The sequence below is a fragment of the Spiroplasma endosymbiont of Sarcophaga carnaria genome, from assembly GCF_964019595.1.
Taxonomy (GTDB): Bacteria; Bacillota_I; Bacilli_A; order Mycoplasmatales; family Mycoplasmataceae; genus Spiroplasma; species Spiroplasma poulsonii.
In genome coordinates, this window is sequence record NZ_OZ026456.1 from 1567714 (window position 1) to 1584168 (window position 16455).

Genomic DNA, 16455 nt, shown 5'->3' on the forward strand with positions numbered 1-16455 from the left:
TTTAATAAATTATTTTTTAGTGTGCTTAATTTTCCTTAAAATAAAATAAAAACTATAAATATTTTGATTTTTAAAAATTTATAATTGATTTTTTATGATTTTTATTGTATTATTTGAATAATAAGATTTGTTGCACTTCATTTTACATAATTCCAATTAGAGAACAATTTAAAAATGAAAATTATTTAAATACTAATTGACAACCTTTAAATAGTAGTTGACTTGATAGTGGAATGTTTAATATTACAAATAAGTTAACTTTAACAGGTAATTTAACTATTTTAATATATACAAAAACATCAAAACATCCTAAGTTTTATGGACCTTATGTTTATCCTAGTGTTCCAGTTGAAATTTGAAAATTATTAAGTAATGCTGTATCTAATGCAGGAACTTTATTTTGGCGTTATTGATTAAGAAAATGATTACCTAGTCATTTAAGAAATTATATTAAAAAAAGATTACCACAAACATTAAAAGAAAAATATTCCAAAGGAACTACTAAATTAACATTACCAACAGTTCAAAAATTACAACAAATTAAAAAGTTTATTAATAATTTAAAGATTGGACATTTTAATTTTAATTTTGCTGGTGAAATTAATAATAAAAAATGATATCGAGAACGAAAAAGTGATGTTAAAAATATTAAGAATTTATATAAAACACCAGTTAAAAATAAATTTTATCAGGTTAATAAATCTATTAAAGCAATTAATAAAACCAAAAGAAAGGTTAATAGTTATAAACCAAATAATTTAAAAAATAAATATCGTAATCAATTAAGGGGTGTTTTATATGGAAAATAATTTAAGTAATTTGTTATTTATAACAGTTGAAGATGTTAAAGAAAGTAAACTTTGACAACCTATTAATGATCGTAAACAATCTGCTTATAATGATAATTTAATTTATAATGCTATTTTAAAAACTAGTTTATGAATGGATAGATTATCAGGTGGAACAATTTCAGATAAAATTAATAAAAAAGATTTGTTTCCTTGAGTAAAAAAAGATAATACTGGTTTAATTGAATATGATAAATGATTAAGTTATATTCAATCTGCTTGTTTATTAGCAGTTATAAATTGATATTTACCAAAAGGAGTTAATGATTTAACTGGTAGTGCTTCATTTTCACAAGGTGGTGTAGCATATTCACAAACTAATGACCCAGAAGCAAATGAAAATATTACTCGTGATGTTAAAAATGCTTTAAAATTAGCAGGTGAAATTATTGATATTATATCTAGTAAAACAGTATCTAGACCTTATAATTATAGTTTAGATAATTATGCTCATCCATGAGAAGAAGAATATAAGCATATTAGTAAAAAAAATTTTTATCCAACATTATTATTTTGATTAAAAGAACGATTACAAACTGATAATTCAATAAATATTATTTATTCTACTATTAATGACTTTTCTAAAATTGATTATAACGAATATATTAAACTTATTGTTCCGTTTGATAATGACACGATTTATTATGAAAATAATGTATGAAAAGCAAAACAAAGTGGCGGTAGTGATATTAAAATTGATAATAAATATATTATTAAAAATGATAAAAATGAGATTACTGTTTCTGATTTAAAACAAGATCAATTAATATCGGGTGAAAATATTAAAACTATTAATGGTAATTCATTATTATGTAATGGTGATATACTTATTAGTAGTAGTAATTGAGAATTTGTAGATACTAGTGATTTTAATCCAAATAGTAGTCTAACATATCAAATTAAAAATTTTGATAGTTCTAAATTTGAATATAAAATATGATGTCAATTTTCAATTTTACCATATATGTTTTTAGAAACTTTTAAAGATTTTCTTTAATTTTGTCGAAAACTCTTGATGAAATAAAAAAAATCATCAATATGACAATTTGAAAACTAATTTTGTGTAAGATTATGATTTTGCTTTAAATTTTTTAAACGTTAAAATATAATACCGTTGATTGTTGGTTTGGTGTTAAACCTTTGTGTTGGTATTTTCATTTTCAGAGCTTTAAATAATTTTGAATATTAGTGAAACCCAAACCATGATAATGAATTAAGGCTTCTTTAAGACTGGATTGTAATTTACTAATCTTATTTAACTTTTGATAACTAGTATCAGGGTTTGTACTAGTTTTGGTGGAATATAGAGTAGAATTTGTTTGTTTTGCTACTAATAAATATAGTGGTTGCATATCAGAAATAATTATTGATTTTTCTTTAATTAGTTGCTTATTCATATTTTCAATAATCCATTGTTTTTGTAATCTTTTGGTATTGGTGGATTGAACAAAAATATTATTATTGCTATCAACTGCCATTTGAATACAGCATTTGGTATCAGTTGAAAATGGATCGAGATGAGTTTTTCGTTTATCAAATTTATCTTTAAAATTGCCTTTATGAATTTCTTTAATAAATGTTTCATCCATTTGGATTTGACCATTTAATTTTTTAAATTTTAACTGTGTATTTTCTAATTGTTTTGATTGCATTAATTTTTGTCGATTATATCAAGCGGTTTTTGGGGTTGTTTTAATAAAACGAGAAATTATTTTACTAGATTGTCCTAACAATGAAATTTGAATTAATAAATTTCACTGTTCATAATTTAAATGACTTCAATAAGTAAAATGATGACGAAATGCATCAAAACTAGCACGACATTTTTTACATAAATATTTTTGTTTTCCTTCGGAATTATGACCATTTTTAACACAATGAAAAGATTTGCAATTAGGACATATAATGCCTTTATCTCTAAATTTTTGATCAATTTCATTTAAACGTTTTTGTTTTTTAATTAAGTCTGCTTGTTGTTTTATTTTTTCATAAAATTCTAAAAATTGATCATCTGTTAAGCTATTTATTAATTCTGTAATTATTTTTTTCATCATTTATTTACCTCCATATATTAAAAATATACCTAATTTTAGGTATATTTTATAAATATCAAGAGTTTTCGACAAAATTAAAGAAGATTTTCTTTAATTTTGTCGAAAACTCTTGATGAAATAAAAAAAATCATCAATATGACAATTTGAAAACTAATTTTGTGTAAGATTATGATTTTGCTTTAAATTTTTTAAACGTTAAAATATAATACCGTTGATTGTTGGTTTGGTGTTAAACCTTTGTGTTGGTATTTTCATTTTCAGAGCTTTAAATAATTTTGAATATTAGTGAAACCCAAACCATGATAATGAATTAAGGCTTCTTTAAGACTGGATTGTAATTTACTAATCTTATTTAACTTTTGATAACTAGTATCAGGGTTTGTACTAGTTTTGGTGGAATATAGAGTAGAATTTGTTTGTTTTGCTACTAATAAATATAGTGGTTGCATATCAGAAATAATTATTGATTTTTCTTTAATTAGTTGCTTATTCATATTTTCAATAATCCATTGTTTTTGTAATCTTTTGGTATTGGTGGATTGAACAAAAATATTATTATTGCTATCAACTGCCATTTGAATACAGCATTTGGTATCAGTTGAAAATGGATCGAGATGAGTTTTTCGTTTATCAAATTTATCTTTAAAATTGCCTTTATGAATTTCTTTAATAAATGTTTCATCCATTTGGATTTGACCATTTAATTTTTTAAATTTTAACTGTGTATTTTCTAATTGTTTTGATTGCATTAATTTTTGTCGATTATATCAAGCGGTTTTTGGGGTTGTTTTAATAAAACGAGAAATTATTTTACTAGATTGTCCTAACAATGAAATTTGAATTAATAAATTTCACTGTTCATAATTTAAATGACTTCAATAAGTAAAATGATGACGAAATGCATCAAAACTAGCACGACATTTTTTACATAAATATTTTTGTTTTCCTTCGGAATTATGACCATTTTTAACACAATGAAAAGATTTGCAATTAGGACATATAATGCCTTTATCTCTAAATTTTTGATCAATTTCATTTAAACGTTTTTGTTTTTTAATTAAGTCTGCTTGTTGTTTTATTTTTTCATAAAATTCTAAAAATTGATCATCTGTTAAGCTATTTATTAATTCTGTAATTATTTTTTTCATCATTTATTTACCTCTATATATTAAAAATATACCTAATTTTAGGTATATTTTATAAATATCAAGAGTTTTCGACAAAATTAAAGAAGATTTTGATATTGGTTGTGGAATTGTTGTATCATCTAGTAAAGGTGTTTCAGGTTGGTATATTGACACAAATGGTCTTATTAGTTCTTTTGAAAATATAAAAATAGGTAATTTAAAAATTAAAAGAAAATTGGTGAGTTAATAATGAAACAAGATAAAACAACTTTATTAAAAGGTGCCTTACCTTGAAATTGATTTAAAAAAGACCCTATTCCGACTTATAATTGAACTCATAAATATATTAGAGAATGAGAAAGAAAATATAAAATTCGTAGTTGAGTAGTTAGTTTTTATATATTGATATTTTTAGCATTAAATTGTTGATTAGAATATGGCATGATCAATGCAATAAAAGATAATATTAATTGATATAATTATGGTCAATATTGAGGTAATGGAATTGCTATTTTATTAACACCTTTATTTACACACGGAATTCAGGGTATATTTGTTGCTAGTAGTAAACCCAAAGTAGATATGAAAATTGATATTCCACGATTAAAAATATCTAAAATGGGATTAGTATTTACAATTTTACCTTTAATTACTTTAATAATTTCTTTAATTATTATTTGAATTGATAAATCAAAATGAAAAAAAGGCCATTTAAGACATTGCTTAGATTGTCGAATTAATTCTCGTGTTATTCAACCAAGAATAGCAAAACAATGAAATAATTTGGATGGTATAACAGAAGAAATATTTAAAAATATGCAAGATGAATATACTAAAAAACAAGAAGAAAATAACAAAGAATTAAATTTAAAATAAACTATATATAGGGGCGGTTGATATTTTTGGGTGGTTATATAGTTTAATTTATAAATTATTTTGTTCTGAAAGAATGGATGGCCACTGTTTGAGTAAGGATAAGAAAGGAAATAAAGAAATGGAAATTAGTAATGAAATAGTAATTGCTTTACTTGTGTTAGCGGGTGCTGGTGGAATGGGTAGTCTTGGTATTCTTGGATTATCTGCTAAAAAAATTAAAAAATATAAAGCAGAAATTAGAGAATTAAGAACTGCTGTTATTGCTCACGAAAAACATTTACGAGGACCTGATTATGCAACAGAATTAGCATTAAAAACAGGTCAAATTAAAAATGTTAAAAAACAAGTTAAAGTAAATGACAAAAAACAAGCACAAAAAGATGCTATTAAAAAACTAACAAATAGTATTTAAAAAAAATAACCTTAATTGGTTATTTTTTATTTTCTAATATTAAGTCTAAATTTTTAACTTTACAAATAACTAAATTATTTTTTCCATAATTATTTTTATAATATTCTCAGTATTCAGTTGAATTAATATCTACATCTTGTTTATCAATCCCAATTATATATTCACCACGATGGTTTTTACAAGGGCGATTACCTTGTTCAGATCGATAACATAAAATATAATTATTCATATTCTTTATTTCCTTTATAATGTGTTATATAAAAGTTAATAAGATATTCAATTCGTTGCGAATAAGTAAAGTTATTAAATTCATTTCAAACTTTTTCTTCATTTTTATTTAAGTAAATATTAACATTACGAATTTGACAAGAATAATACTTTCCTGTTTTTTGATTATATGAATGTTTCATAATATTAACTTTCATAATTAGCAATAATAATTGCATCTCGTAAATGATTACTTATTTTTTCATTATTATAAAATCAACCTTTACCATATTGATAAGTTAAATTAGTATCTTTATCAAATTTTCATATACAACTATCATTATATTTACTTAAATTTTCCATATTTTTAACAACTGATTTAGTATTTTTTGGTGATACTCAATTAATAAAATATTTATAAACAGATAATGCTCCTAATAATCTTAATAAATCATCTCTATCTTTACTTGCATTAGCAGATGTATATAAACAATCTTTAATATTAATTTTTTCTTCATAATCAAACAATTTATCATTAATAAATTCATATTGTTCTTTTCAATTTTTATTTGTAAATTCTAATTTTTCAATTAATTTATTATCTTCATAAATAACAATAGCAGTAGTACCTGTTCCTGATGGGTCAATACCTATTTTTATCAAGTGGCTCATTCCTCATCGTTGTTATTATTAATTGTTGGCACTACATTTGATATATCTTCTTCTTTAACTAAATTATTATCTGTCACTTCTTCACTTGATATATTTTCATTACTAATTTGACCCTTATTTATGCTTATATTGCTATCATTATCAATATAAATCTTTTCATCATTAGTTGTAATAACTGCCTGATCTGATTTATAAGCTTGTTGTAATTCAACAGACATAATACCTCATTTTCTTAATAAAGATGTTAATACTGTTTTTAATGCCATTTCATCAAAAGTAGCAATATAAAATGATTTATTTTTAGCATAAGTTTTAGAATATTTCATAAAATGATTTTCCATTTGTTCTTTTGTCATATATAAAGTTTTTTCAAAACCATTAACCATTTTAAAATATGATACATAACCTATAATTGGTAATTTTTCTCTTTCATCTTCATTTTGAATTCAATTAAAAGTAGTACCTTTTAAACGATCATAATTTACTAATTCATTTTCTTTTACATCCGATACTGACATATCTAAATATTGACCACTACGCTGTGCTAATTGTATATAACCTTTATAACCCATTTGAAATTGTGCTTGATTAATTCACTCTTGCACTTCACGACCATTAATAATTCTTGTTATTTTTGTGTTATATGGCACTACATAAGCATACCCGAATTGTTTTTCCATTGGTAAATTTAATAAAACACCTTGATAACAAGCAGTCATAATTGTTTTTGGATCTGCTTTTTGTAATAATTCATTACTATTTGATATTGCAACTATATTACTTTTAAATCTTCTAATTTCATTTTAATCTGAAAAATTACTTTTTATTCATTCTGTTGCTTTATCTGTTCTTAAAAATTCAACAATATTTGCCATATTATTTTTCTCCTTTATTTATTTTAAAATTAATACCTTTAACCCCAATTAAATTAATATCTTTATTACTATCTCACTGATCTTTAATTTCATTTTTAACAATTTGTTCATCAACAACTAAATAATTTTTAATAAGATTAATAAGTTCTAATTTATCAGCATTTTGTAAAAAATCATCATTAATACCAATAACCTCAATATCTTTAATTAATAATTTTTCTTTCCGAAAATTACTAGTAATAATTTTTAATTCTTGCTCTTGTTTTGCTACACTTTTAATTTCTAAAAATTGTTCTTTTTTATGAGTTTCAATAATTTCATTTTGTTTTTGAAATTGAATATTAATAACATTATTTTTTAAAGAATCATGATTATTCTTAATATTATTTTCTAAATTCAAAATATCTTTTCTAATAAAATTTAATTCATCTTTAAAAGATTTTATTAATTCTAATGGTTCTCTAAAAATATAATCAATTTTTGAAACTAATAATTTTAAATCTTTTAGTGATTGTGATTTATATCCTCCATTTATTAATCAAGCTTGTTGTCGATATATAAATTCTGCTAATTCTTGTCCATTTTCATCAATTCATTTTTTAATTGGTAATGCTTTTAAACTTAATGCTTTAAAATCATTTCCTTTTAAATAAAACGGATAAGTAATATTTTTAATTAAATCTGCCATTACTTAAATTTCCTCTAATTCCATTTCATTAATTAAATTATCAATATATTCATAAGCACTTTCTTCTGAATGACATTCTTCTAGTGCTAAATTAAATAAATCTTCTTCAGTATAAACTTTACCATATTCATCTTTTCACATATTATTTATCTCCTTGTTATGTAATACCGTTATCTTCTAAATCAATAATAGTTGTTAATCATTCTTGTTGATTTTCAACATTAGCGGTAATTTTTGCTTCTTTTAATGTATAAAAGAATTCTGTTTTTAAATCACCATATTTACTTTTTATTACTAATAAATATTTTTTATTCATAATTTAATTCCTCCTATTTTTAACTCGCTGGCACTCACTCCCAAGTGAAAGTGTCAAAGCGAGAGTTAGTTATATAATTAAGTATTTATTTACTACACCATCCGCTTCACCGGGGTGAGCGGTGGCCGTATATTTTATTGTTTAATGTTTAATAATAGACAGTTGTTTTTATAAGTTAGTGCCAGAGAATTCTCTCTCTTCATCCGCACCATTTCAGGTCAAAACGTTCAGTTTTTAAAATAAATTCACTTGCACCTTGAAGAGCCCAATGCTGACTTTGTGGTTTTTAAACCGCCGTCACTTCTAAGAAGTAATATCTATCGCAAATTTATTTATAAAGTGGCCATCTCAATATTTATTGTCGTTTGATGTTGACCCCGCACTTATCACTACTATCGCTTGTTAAAGCGTCTATTATTTACGGACTGATTACCGCTGGGCTAGACCGCCTATGTGGAAAAAAACACTTAGTTATTTAAAATAACTGTTCCACCCTGCATTAAGTTGTTTTATAAAATCAAAGTTTAAAAGAACCAGTTTTATCATCAAAAATAATTTTTGAATTTTCTAGTTTTTGATAAAATTGCTTTTGTTTTTTATCTTTTACTTTATTCAATAAATATTTATGTTTTTCACAAGTTCATAAAACTTTATTTGATAAAAATTCTTCGGTAATGAATGATATTGTTTTATAACAATCATTAACATCACATATTTTTTGTTGTTTAATTATTATTACCTCCTTTGGAAGATTGTTTTATTTCAAATAAAAAAACAACCCTAACAAGAGTTGTTTTTTGCCGCTTCATCGTACACGATGCCTTATTATAATCTTAGCAATTCATACGGCATTATTAACACGTAATGAAATTACTAGTGTCTATTTTGGAAGAGATTGAGCAAACCATCTTGACGCAATTAAAAAACTTGGTTTTAATATTGATGAAAACGGTTTAAATGGAATTGATTTTGCAAGTCATAAAGCGAAATACTTCTTTGGTCCCGTCTTATTTGCATCATATTTATTTGTGGTAGTTCAATCAATTACAATTGATATTATTTTCCCAAAATTTAAATATCGTAGTTTAATGATTATTACTTCAAAAGGCGATGCTGTTGTTTCAGGACTACAATATGTTCATTATCCAAATGATATTGTTCGTCTTCCTGCTCGTGATCATTATGAAGGAAATGATATTAATAACGAAGTAATTATTGTTTCAACATCCTTTTTAGAATATAAATGTATTAAAGCCGCAATTGTTGTTTCTGATCCAGATGCTAAAATCTTATCCCATAAATTAGATAAGATTATTGCAAATTATAAGGTTGATAAATATTAATTATGTTTTAAAATTAAATTTAATCAGACAAAACTCTTTTGAAGAGTTTGATAGTCATTCTTAATAGTTTCAATCATATTATCAAGCATGACGTTTTTATTTAAACTAATATTAAAGTTGAAAAGACTGTCGCAGTTATCAATTCAACTATTTGTTGAAATTGTTGCTAGTTGGAGGGATAATGCTTTAGGTGTAACTTTAATATTTGGGATTAAGGTAGTTGTAACCACATTATCTAGGATAAGAGTTTTGAGTGTTGGGGTAATATTTGGATTAGTTTGATCGTATCAAAAAAAATTATCAAAGGTTAAATTATTTTTAGGATACTTATTTTTTCGATTAATTTCAAAAGCATTATTTTGAAAATTTGATGTTGTAACTGTTAAAAATAAATAACAGTAGTATTGTGTGTTGTATGGTTTTGGCATTAAATTTGGTTCTAAATTATCAACAACAGTTGTTGTTGCTTGGCTAATTGAACCAATATTAAAAGCTATATTTTGATATTTTCCAACGATAATTTTATCATTAATTTTAAATTCGTTAATTGGGTAATGATTAGTTGGCGTAATGGTTCATTTGGTTGTAATGTCGGTAATCGTTACGTCAGGCATTATGTTAGCAAAAATAGTATTATATAAATCAATTAATGACGTAATGTCAAAATTATTTTTAATTTGTTGTGTTAAATCCTTTTGGTGCTTTTTAATAAAAATAATAAGAGTGGTAGTTGTTATAAAACAAAGGAATGCCACAATTCCCACTGGTAAAAAAATTGTTTTATTTAGTTGAAAATGAAGATCATATGTAACAACAAAACTAAAAATCGTTAGGAATAAACTAACCATAATGAAAAGATAAAAAAATAAGTTAATTCATTGTCAAGCAACAATTCTATCTTTCTTTTTTATAATTACTTTTTGATAAACATTATCAATCGCTATTTCAATTTGTTTACTATTTTCTTCGTTAATCACGATAATCCTTTCATTATTAATAAATTATTTTTTCTTGTCTTTATATATGATATTATAAAATTAATGAGAAAGAAAGGGAGAAATTAAAAAATGAAAGATTATAATTTAATTATTGGAAGTCATGTTAGTATGAACAAACAACAAAATTATTTGTTAGGAGCATTAACAGAAAGTTTAAATAATGATGCTAATGCAATGATGATTTATACTGGGCCACCACAAAATACAATTCGAGTTAGTACTGACCATTTTTTTATTTCAGAATTTTATCAACAGTTACCTGTCCAACATTTTTCAATTGACAATGTTATTATTCATGCCCCTTATATTATTAATTTAGCTAATACAACAAATCCTAGTACATTTGAAATTGCTGTTGAATTTCTAAGAAAAGAAATTATTCGTGCTGATGAGATTGGAATTAAAACAATTGTTTTACACCCAGGCAGTGCTGTTGGTGCTCCTGAGCAAGTTGGGTTAGATCGAATTGTTGAAGGTTTAAACTTAGTATTAACTTCAGAACAAAAGGCAAAAATTGCTTTGGAAACAATGGCTGGAAAGGGCAGCGAATTAGGAACTAACTTTGCACAATTAAAATATATTATTGATAATGTAATGTTGAAGGACAAAGTAGGGGTTTGTTGGGATACTTGTCATATGCATGATGCTGGTTATCAATTTAAAGAAAACTTAGAAGATATTATTAATGAATTTGATCAATTAATTGGTTTAGACCGTTTGTTATGTTTACATATTAATGATAGTAAAAATCCTTTGAATGCACATAAAGACCGTCATGAAAATATTGGTTATGGTTATTTGGGATTTGAGACCCTTTTGAAAATTATTTATCATCCAAAGTTAGATGGAATGATAAAAATTTTAGAAACACCATATGTTGGTGAAAAAGGAAAAGATTTTGCTCCATATAAAACTGAAATTGCAATGATAAAATCAAAACAATTTACAGACCCGTTTCAAGAGAATGGTAAAGTAAAAATAGATCTAGGAGAATAAAAAATGTCAGCAAAAAAAATTATCACTAATTTATATCTTGGTGACCGTCATAGTATTCCAATCGATGCTAACTTAGTCATCAGTTGTACGGCTGAAATTTATCGTGAACAAATTCAAAAGCACAACATTAAAAATGATAATCAAGAGTTTATTTGAACTGATGATCAACATATTTATTTTAATTTTAAAGATTATCCAACTTTACAAGAGTTAGATGTTAATGTTGTCATTCTAGCATTAAAAGTTATTGAAAATAATATTAAAACTAAAAAAATTTATGTTCATTGTATTTGAGGTGTTAATCGTAGTGCTTCAATTGTTTTTATGTATTTAGTTGCTAAAGGATATATTAATGATGATGATTTTGATAGTGCTTTAGAACAGTTTGAACGAATTTATCCGTATATTAATCCAAACCCAGGATGATTTGATTTTTTAATTAATGAATTTCCTTATACACATTTAATATCAAATTAATAAAATAAAAATCTAAGTAATGATTACTTAGATTTTTATTTTATTAACGTTTTCCTTTACAACATTCACACTTCTTGTTAATACAATCTGTGCAAGAAATACAAATTAAACAAGAACGACACCCTACTTTTGGTTTATTACAGGTGCGACATGACATACAATCATGATTTTTTGCGGGACAACATACATCCATTACTCTCCACCTCTATTTTCTTTACCACTTTTTAATTGTATCATAAATTATAATGTAGTTTTATTAGCGCGATTTTTTTCTTGTCAGTCACGATGATATTCATCAATCAGTAATTTTAGTTCAGGCACAAGTTCTTCTTGTTTACATGATTTATAAATTTTACCTTTTTTAAAAATAATGCCGCCATTTTTTCCCCCAGCAATTCCGAGGTCAGCTTGTTTTGCTTCACCAGGACCATTAACAACACAACCTAAGATGGCAATTTTTAATGGAAATTTCATGTCCTTGGTATATTCCTCAATTTCTTTGACTACTGGGAAGAGATCATATTCAAGCCGACCACAAGTTGGACAAGCAATAACATCAACAACATTATCATAAAGCCCAAGGGCATTTAACATTCGTTTTGCAACTTCAACTTCGGCAATTGGATCAGTTGATAAACTAATCCGGATGGTGTCACCAATCCCATTGAAAAGAAGGGGTGCTAAGCCACTACATGATTTGATTGTTCCGGTATGATGACTACCAGCTTCAGTGATTCCCAAATGAAGGGGATAGTTTCATTCTTGACTAGCTAAGGTATAAGCTTCAATGGCCATTAATGCTTCGGTTGCTTTTAACGATAAAATAATATCATAGAATCCTAGATTTTCTAATATTTCAATATGACGTCGAGAACTTTCAATCATTGCTTTTGGTGTTCAACCGTATTTATTGACTAGATCTAAAGGGAGACTTCCTGAATTAACCCCAATTCTAATTGAGATTTTTTTCTCTTGACATTTTGCGACAACTTTTTTGGTATTTTCAATACTACCAATATTGCCGGGATTAATTCGAATTTTACTAATTCCAGCATCAGCGGCAATTAGAGCAAATTCATGGTTAAAGTGAATATCAGCCACTAAAGGACAGGGGGCATGTTCAACAATCGTTTTCAAAGCTGCTGCATCATCTTTGCCTAATACTGCTACTCGGACAATTTCACATCCTTCCTGATATAATTGATTAATTTGGGCTAAAGTAGCTTTAATATCGTGAGTTTTTGTATTAGTCATTGATTGAATAACAACTTTGTTTTGACCACCAATTTGGATGTCACCAACCATTACTTTTCTTGTGTTATTTCGTTTATTCATTGTTCAAACATTCCTTATCTTTGCAATAATTTTTTTTATGTAAAAGAAGAGCGGTAGGGGAGTTGGGGATACCGGTAGGGGAGTTGAAAAAACCCAGTAAAATCAAGGGTTTTTTAGTTTCACATAAATTATAATTATTGGATTATCCTTTAGATAATTTCACAATAATCATACGACTAAAAGCAGATAAATTCAACATTAAAGTTAATTTTTGTTTTTTCTTGGTTATTTATGATCACATGTTGAATGGAACTAATTGAAATATTAACGGAAATTAAGCTTTTATTAACTATTTTAAATATCACTAAAACGCAGTAAAATCAAGGGTTTTTATATTGTTCCAATTTAATTCCAATTACATTCCATTATTGTTCCAAATACGAAAAAAAATATAAAAAGTTAATTGAATATTGTTGAATTTTATTTTTTGAACTATATAATTATAAATGTCTAGGGAAGTATAAGAATTGTACATTTATTAATTATAATAAATAGCACAAGTTTAGCCCTATCAATATGACCATACTTTGTATTATATTTATCTTATACTTCATGGATACCCCAAAAAAACAATCTCACCCGGATTGTTTTTTTCATTTCTATTTTAATTTTAATTTTTTAAATTGCTTTTTATAAAAAAAGAGTTATGATGTAAACATAAAAATAAATAATATACCTGTATATGCTAGTAATATGGTCTAGCGTGTTTCTACGTCTTACCATAGGAAAAAGACTCTATAGGTTAATGATTTTGCTTTTCAGACATTAACCCTTCATATTTTAATTGAAAGTAATGGGCTAATGTTTTTATTTTTAGAAATATTAAATTTAAAAAAGGAGCAAAGAAATGAAAAGTCTTTTACAAATTTTTACAACAATTACTGTTGTTGGCGCTTCTGCTGCTAGTGTTGTTGCTTGTGGAAAGAAATATCTTTTTGATAGTAGTATTTGAGTTATTACCGATGGTGGAACAACAAGTGATCTTGCTTTTAACCAATTAACATGAGAAGGGGCTAGTAAGTATGCTGTGGCAAGAGCAAACCCAACCTTACCATTATCACAATGAAAGCAATCAAACTTAAGAGCAAGTTATTTTGAACCAGTTAGTCAAACACCGGGTGATTTTAAAAGTGCTTATATTACCTCATCTATTGCTGGCGCAAAAACATTGGTACTACCTGGTTTTAACCATGGTAATACAATTGGGTGAGCATCAGGTTTAGTTGATAATATTATTTATATTGATGGCAGTGGGCAAGGGATACATATCAATATGAATCCAAGTGGACAATTAGCAAAAAATATTATTGGTATTAATTATCAAGCAGAGGCATCAGGATTCTATGCAAGTTTAGCGGCAAGCATTTATTTAAATGCACATCAGCAAGAATATGATAATCAATTAAAAATTGGAAGTTATGGTGGAATGGATAATCCAATTGCTGTTTCAAATTATATGTGAGGGTTTTTAGTTGGGACTGATGTTTTTAATGCAATCATTAATTCATTACCTGGACAAAAAATGAATTATTTAAAAGATGAAATTCTAAAACAAGTTCAAGTTATTAATAGTAACATCAGTACTTTGCAACCAGTTGCTAAAGTGCAAAATGTTTTAAACAAAAATGAATCATGATTTTCACAATCGTTTCAAGCTGGTGATGGAAAAATTATTAGTGATGAATTATTATCTCGTGGTGCTAAAATTATTTTTCCTGTTGCTGGAACACAAGTACAAGATACTGTTAATCAAATTAGAATTAATAAAGTTAATGCAAAGATTGTTGGTGTTGATACTGAACAATCAAAAATTTATGGTGAAGATATTGTTGTAACAAGTGCCTTAAAACAAATTTCAACATCAACTTTTGATGCTTTAAATAACATTTATTCATCAGAATGTGGTTATGATGCAAAAAATAATAGTTTAAATGAAAATAACAGCACAAAAAAATGTTGAATTAACACCGACCAAACCTCAATTGATCATCCATCATGAACGGGGATTGAAACAACAAAGTGAGTTAAAACAAACTTAGTTAATTTTTTACACAATGTATCTGATAATCAAAGTAAAAATACGCCGTTTGATAAGATGGTAAAAGTATTACAACATGCTTATAAAGATGGAATTGATAATCATTCGCCAATTGGAATGAATGCTTTCTTTAGTACCCTTCAAAATACTTATGAAAATCAAACAACATTAAAACAATATTTATTAGCAGCAATTGAGAACGCATTATAATTAAAGAAAATGAATGTGAAACTTAGATGATAATTAAGTTTTTCTTATATCAAATTATTTGCATTAAAATTAAAATTATAATAACAATTTGTTAAAAGTATGAATATACTTTTTTTAAGGATAATATTAATGAAATGAATCTTGTTATTATAAGGAGTTTATTTTATGCAAAAAATATTAAATAATTTTTTATGTCAAGTCCAAAATCATTATGTTTTATTAAATAATGATAATAAAAATTGATCACTTCAAAGTCTTAAAATAAAAAGGTATCGTGTAAGTTAAGTGCAACAAATCAACTCAGAAAGGAGTTGATTTTTTAATGGAAAGAAAACATTATTTTATTTTACGGTCCTTAGTAACTAAGTATGGAAAAGATAATGTTATTAATACGGCAAATAATATTGTAATTAATAATGAAAAAGAAGATGAATAAATTATCCGCGTAATTTATTAGCGGTAATTTATTCAATATAGTTTATTTTGAGCGTAGCTAACACGCGAAGCGTGCCGCGAAAATTAGATTTTTAGGAGGAATAAGTTATGCCAGTTTGATTAACGACAATTTTTAGTGTTGTTATTATATTAGGTATTTTTGCGTGAATTGGTTTATCAATTTATCAAAAAATTCGCCAAATTCGAGGAAAGAAAAAAGATAAAAAAGAAATTGAAAATAAGGAGGATAAAAAATAATGTTAGGTATGTATTTAACAACAGCAATTAATTTTTTAGCAGTTGGTGATAAACCTACTATTTCAGATGGAATGGGTTCTATTTGAAGTGGTTTAGGGCAAGCAATGATGAAAGTTAAAGAAGCAATTTATGCTGTATTACCACAATTAATGACCTTTTTAGGTGATGCGTGAATTATTTTAATTCCATTTGGTATTTTTGTTATCATTAAGATTTTAAACTTTTTCCGTGTTATGGTTAAAGGATTTTAATATTTATTATTACTGATCATATATCTTAGCTATGGCACA

At 25.6% G+C, this 16455-nt stretch carries 21 protein-coding genes and 1 riboswitch; of the genes, 10 read left to right on the forward strand and 11 right to left on the reverse strand.

Features of this window, described 5'->3' with window-relative positions; genetic code table 4:
- Positions 1-233: 233 nt before the first annotated feature.
- Together AACK91_RS09015 and AACK91_RS09020 are read left to right on the forward strand one after the other, a co-directional pair.
- Positions 234-809: a hypothetical protein gene (locus AACK91_RS09015; protein WP_338966016.1), complete on the forward strand. Its 576-nt coding sequence runs from the start codon at positions 234-236 to the stop codon at positions 807-809.
- Positions 799-1845: a hypothetical protein gene (locus tag AACK91_RS09020; RefSeq protein WP_338966017.1), complete on the forward strand. Its 1047-nt coding sequence runs from the start codon at positions 799-801 to the stop codon at positions 1843-1845. Before AACK91_RS09015 ends, AACK91_RS09020 begins: the two co-directional genes overlap by 11 nt.
- A gap of 94 nt (positions 1846-1939) precedes the next feature.
- Here AACK91_RS09020 and AACK91_RS09025 read toward each other — a convergent pair whose 3' ends face one another.
- Both AACK91_RS09025 and AACK91_RS09030 read right to left on the reverse strand, forming a co-directional pair.
- Complete coding sequence (locus AACK91_RS09025; RefSeq protein ID WP_338963247.1) at positions 1940-2902, reverse strand: IS1/IS1595 family N-terminal zinc-binding domain-containing protein; 963 nt, start codon at positions 2900-2902, stop codon at positions 1940-1942.
- Between the two features lie 188 nt (positions 2903-3090).
- On the reverse strand, positions 3091-4053 hold the full coding sequence (locus AACK91_RS09030; protein WP_338963247.1) for an IS1/IS1595 family N-terminal zinc-binding domain-containing protein: 963 nt from the start codon (positions 4051-4053) through the stop codon (positions 3091-3093).
- 225 nt (positions 4054-4278) lie between these two features.
- Here AACK91_RS09030 and AACK91_RS09035 point away from each other — a divergent pair, with 225 nt between their 5' ends.
- A complete protein-coding gene (locus AACK91_RS09035; protein ID WP_338966019.1) occupies positions 4279-4905 on the forward strand; it encodes a hypothetical protein in 627 nt (208 codons plus the stop codon).
- Between the two features lie 73 nt (positions 4906-4978).
- Positions 4979-5317: a hypothetical protein gene (locus tag AACK91_RS09040; RefSeq protein ID WP_338963556.1), complete on the forward strand. Its 339-nt coding sequence runs from the start codon at positions 4979-4981 to the stop codon at positions 5315-5317.
- Between the two features lie 19 nt (positions 5318-5336).
- Here the strand turns inward: AACK91_RS09040 and AACK91_RS09045 are convergent, their stop codons facing one another.
- From AACK91_RS09045 to AACK91_RS09075, 7 genes are all read right to left on the reverse strand, one after another.
- Entirely contained in the window at positions 5337-5546 is a 210-nt protein-coding gene (locus AACK91_RS09045) for a hypothetical protein (protein WP_338966021.1), read from the reverse strand.
- Complete coding sequence (locus tag AACK91_RS09050) at positions 5539-5727, reverse strand: hypothetical protein (RefSeq protein ID WP_338963402.1); 189 nt, start codon at positions 5725-5727, stop codon at positions 5539-5541. The genes AACK91_RS09045 and AACK91_RS09050 overlap by 8 nt, the downstream gene beginning before the upstream one ends.
- Positions 5728-5731: 4 nt before the next feature.
- Positions 5732-6196 (reverse strand): hypothetical protein, encoded by a 465-nt coding sequence (locus AACK91_RS09055; protein WP_338966024.1) that lies wholly within the window; start codon positions 6194-6196, stop codon positions 5732-5734.
- Positions 6181-6993, reverse strand: a complete 813-nt coding sequence (locus AACK91_RS09060) for a recombinase RecT (protein WP_338966599.1) — start codon at positions 6991-6993, stop codon at positions 6181-6183. The genes AACK91_RS09055 and AACK91_RS09060 overlap by 16 nt, the downstream gene beginning before the upstream one ends.
- Before the next feature lie 79 nt (positions 6994-7072).
- Positions 7073-7759 (reverse strand): hypothetical protein, encoded by a 687-nt coding sequence (locus AACK91_RS09065; RefSeq protein ID WP_338966026.1) that lies wholly within the window; start codon positions 7757-7759, stop codon positions 7073-7075.
- Between the two features lie 3 nt (positions 7760-7762).
- Positions 7763-7900: a hypothetical protein gene (locus tag AACK91_RS09070; RefSeq protein ID WP_338965593.1), complete on the reverse strand. Its 138-nt coding sequence runs from the start codon at positions 7898-7900 to the stop codon at positions 7763-7765.
- 16 nt (positions 7901-7916) lie between these two features.
- The gene (locus AACK91_RS09075; RefSeq protein WP_338965591.1) at positions 7917-8075 is read right to left on the reverse strand and encodes a hypothetical protein; all 159 of its coding nucleotides are present in this window, start codon (positions 8073-8075) and stop codon (positions 7917-7919) included.
- Positions 8076-8872: 797 nt separating this feature from the next.
- Here AACK91_RS09075 and AACK91_RS09080 point away from each other — a divergent pair.
- Positions 8873-9418, forward strand: coding sequence for a hypothetical protein (locus AACK91_RS09080; RefSeq protein WP_338966029.1), 546 nt, complete (start codon positions 8873-8875; stop codon positions 9416-9418).
- Here the strand turns inward: AACK91_RS09080 and AACK91_RS09085 are convergent.
- Positions 9415-10395, reverse strand: a complete 981-nt coding sequence (locus AACK91_RS09085; protein ID WP_338966031.1) for a hypothetical protein — start codon at positions 10393-10395, stop codon at positions 9415-9417. The genes AACK91_RS09080 and AACK91_RS09085 overlap by 4 nt on opposite strands.
- 90 nt (positions 10396-10485) lie before the next feature.
- On the opposite strand from AACK91_RS09085, the gene AACK91_RS09090 reads away from it, so the two are divergent.
- Together AACK91_RS09090 and AACK91_RS09095 are read left to right on the forward strand one after the other, a co-directional pair.
- Positions 10486-11412 carry a deoxyribonuclease IV gene (locus AACK91_RS09090; protein ID WP_338966033.1) on the forward strand — a complete coding sequence of 309 codons (927 nt, stop codon included), beginning with the start codon at positions 10486-10488 and terminating at the stop codon, positions 11410-11412.
- Positions 11413-11415: 3 nt separating this feature from the next.
- A complete protein-coding gene (locus AACK91_RS09095) occupies positions 11416-11889 on the forward strand; it encodes a dual specificity protein phosphatase (RefSeq protein ID WP_338966036.1) in 474 nt (157 codons plus the stop codon).
- 240 nt (positions 11890-12129) lie between these two features.
- On the opposite strand, the gene ispG is transcribed toward AACK91_RS09095, so the two are convergent.
- The gene (gene ispG, locus AACK91_RS09100; RefSeq protein ID WP_338966039.1) at positions 12130-13224 is read right to left on the reverse strand and encodes a flavodoxin-dependent (E)-4-hydroxy-3-methylbut-2-enyl-diphosphate synthase; all 1095 of its coding nucleotides are present in this window, start codon (positions 13222-13224) and stop codon (positions 12130-12132) included.
- Between the two features lie 656 nt (positions 13225-13880).
- A riboswitch (purine riboswitch) is annotated at positions 13881-13982 on the forward strand.
- A gap of 89 nt (positions 13983-14071) precedes the next feature.
- Between ispG and AACK91_RS09105 the strand changes: the two genes are divergently transcribed.
- The 3 genes from AACK91_RS09105 (at position 14072) to AACK91_RS09115 (ending at position 16416) form a co-directional block, all read left to right on the forward strand.
- Entirely contained in the window at positions 14072-15472 is a 1401-nt protein-coding gene (locus AACK91_RS09105; protein ID WP_338966042.1) for a BMP family ABC transporter substrate-binding protein, read from the forward strand.
- 543 nt (positions 15473-16015) lie between these two features.
- Positions 16016-16165, forward strand: a complete 150-nt coding sequence (locus AACK91_RS09110; RefSeq protein WP_004027793.1) for a hypothetical protein — start codon at positions 16016-16018, stop codon at positions 16163-16165.
- Complete coding sequence (locus AACK91_RS09115; RefSeq protein WP_040092696.1) at positions 16165-16416, forward strand: hypothetical protein; 252 nt, start codon at positions 16165-16167, stop codon at positions 16414-16416. Before AACK91_RS09110 ends, AACK91_RS09115 begins: the two co-directional genes overlap by 1 nt.
- Positions 16417-16455: the final 39 nt, after the last annotated feature.